Here is a 2561-nt window from a genome sequence, read left to right as displayed (position 1 = left end):
ATGTGACAATTTTTGTTAGAAATAGGGTGTAATTTTTGTCAACCTTGACCAAAGCCTTGACCTTGGTTTTACTATTTTTAGATATTAGCCTTGACTTAAGCCTTGACCTTGATAAAAACAAAAAGCACCTACATTGCTGTAAGTGCTTGATTTTTAGTGGCTCCTCCTGCTGGGCTCGAACCAGCGACCCTCTGATTAACAGTCAGATGCTCTAACCAACTGAGCTAAGGAGGAATGTCCTTTGTTTTTAAGTGGTGCAAATATAATATGAATATTTATACCAAACAAGTTTTTATCCTTTAATATTTAACAAAAAATGCTATTGTTTTATTTTTCAATAAATTAAATTTTCATGATATACATAAAATTTGAAATAGAAGTAATGGAATGAGTTTTCAAGAATACTATTTGTTTGGAGAATCATCTTTTTATTTCAATAAAACGGAGGCTGTAGACTGGTCAATGAATATCAGGTAATCAAAATCTTCTGAAATATTTTTATGTCTGAACTCGTCAGGCTTATTGCGAGCACCTGTTATTCTGAGATCTAATTCTTTAATCAGCCATTTTAGCTTTTCATTATTATCTTCTTTTATTTTCTTAATATCAAGAATAAAATAAGGTTCATTAACGGAGTGTAGGAAATATTCATAAGTTCCTGCGTAGGGTTCCTGAGCATTGTAAGCTGTGATACCATTTTCCCCTTTTGCAGTATATTGTCCTGAATAAAAAGCAAAACCTATTGCTGTATAGTCTTTCCCTAATTGATCGGACAGATATTTTCCCATACGAATTGGTTCTTTATTAATATGTCCATTATGAGCCCAAAGAATAATTTTTGAATCAGGGTTCTGATTTTTTATCCATAAAATATTTTCGGCCATGAATTTGTCTCTGCTATAACTATTTAATTCGGTATTTTGCTCTAAAAGACGGAGGTATTGGTTTATCCACTTGAGATCAATTTTACCAGATTTTACAGTGCCAATTTGATTTTTAATAACTGAAATAATTGAATCTGCAGCGGCTTTATCCTCTTTATCCATTACCGCTATACTGCTCTTTTGTTTTTTGTCTTTAAATTTACTCAATAATAGGCGCAATTCTTCGAGTTTTTCTATGATTGAAGGGTTACCATTATATTCTTTTTTAAGCTCATGGATGGGCGTATAAAAGTCTTGCATATCAAATCCTGTAAATAGGACTTTTCTTTTTGATGCTTCATTGTATTTTTTCATCCATTCCGTCATTTTTAGAACCTCATGAGTTCTCCATGTCCAGAAATCCATTGCTTTTAGATAATTTTCTGGAGATCCTTCTCCTTTTATGATATAATTATTGACCTGATAGGATTCCGGCATCCTGGCTTCAATAGAAAAGATATTGAAGTTATTATTTTGTATCAGGTATCTTATCATACGATCTTTCATTTTAAAAATTTCTGAAGATCCATGGGTGGACTCTCCTAAAGCAAGAATCTTCGAATTCCCAATAAGTTTCTTCAGTATTTCCAGATCTTGATTGGTATTGTATTCCGGATCATAGGTTTTTATGGGATAAATATATTTTTTCAATAAAGTAAGCTCTTCCTGGTTTAGGTTTTCTCTTTTGGAAATATCTTCAATAGGCATTTGATTTGAAGTAATTGTAAAATCATCAAACCAGACCGTTCCTTTCCCTTCAAAAAGTCCTCCCATCATAATTTTTTCGGCTTCAGAACTTATTTTCATTGTAAGAGAAATTTCTTTCCAATCCGTAATTCCTGTGATTCTTTGGTTTTTCATATTATCAAAAGAAATGATGGCCTTCTTAGCATCAATCACTTTGATCCAGAGTCCTGCATTTCCATTTTGGTTTGAATTTATTTTTACTTTGGCTGTAATATGTAATTCTTTCCCTTTTAAGAGATGGGCAGGAAGGAGTGTATAAAGTGAAGCTGAATCGGTATTTTTGGGTGAGTGGCTGGTAATCTGAAAACTTTTCTTTCCAGCAAATTTGGCATTGCTGTCGATTTGATAAGAATAGCCTCCCTTTTTAAAATCCCATTTTAAGGGAAGGTTATTTGAATTTGTTTTTTCAAAATCTAAATTAAGGAAACTTTGTGCTGCTATTGTGTGAAAAAAGAATAAACCGATAAAGAGTATATATTTTCTTAGAATCATTTAGAATGGTTATAGTTTTACGAATCAAAGCCGTGAATTTATCCATTGAACCTTCTATGATCTATAATTTTATGATACTTTATTACTATTTATCATTTTTTTAGAGATGCAAGAATGATAAAATAAAAAAAGACTTACATTTCTGTAAGTCTTTTTTGCTCCTCCTGCTGGGCTCGAACCAGCGACCCTCTGATTAACAGAAAGAGGTTTATTATATTTCTATGTTTTTATTTGTATCACTAAAAGATTGAAAAACAAATATATAATATAATATTTTGTTTTGAGGTATTACTTTATTTTACTATTTTTGTACTATAACATTGACCTATACCTTGACTTTTATAATTTCACTATGGCAACTTACAAACGAATTTTAAAGAACAAACCCAATGCAAATGG

Annotated in this window: 1 protein-coding gene and 1 tRNA gene; both read right to left on the bottom strand. The window is 31.4% G+C overall.

Annotated features, from left to right (window positions below):
• Nucleotides 1-157: 157 nt before the first annotated feature.
• Nucleotides 158-234 (bottom strand) — tRNA-Asn (locus GTR01_RS24330).
• Between the two features lie 194 nt (nt 235-428).
• Nucleotides 429-2162 carry an erythromycin esterase family protein gene (locus GTR01_RS24325; protein ID WP_160140284.1) on the bottom strand — a complete coding sequence of 578 codons (1734 nt, stop codon included), beginning with the start codon at nt 2160-2162 and terminating at the stop codon, nt 429-431.
• Nucleotides 2163-2561: the final 399 nt, after the last annotated feature.

The sequence above is a fragment of the Chryseobacterium sp. c4a genome (assembly GCF_009900745.1).
In the GTDB taxonomy this organism is placed as follows: domain Bacteria; phylum Bacteroidota; class Bacteroidia; order Flavobacteriales; family Weeksellaceae; genus Chryseobacterium.
This window is presented reverse-complemented; position numbering and strand designations above follow the sequence as displayed.

What these genes read in the sequence shown, in the direction of transcription:
- GTR01_RS24325 (WP_160140284.1), bottom strand. Translation starts at nt 2,162, where the DNA reads ATGATTCTAAGAAAATATATACTCTTTATCGGTTTATTCTTTTTTCAC.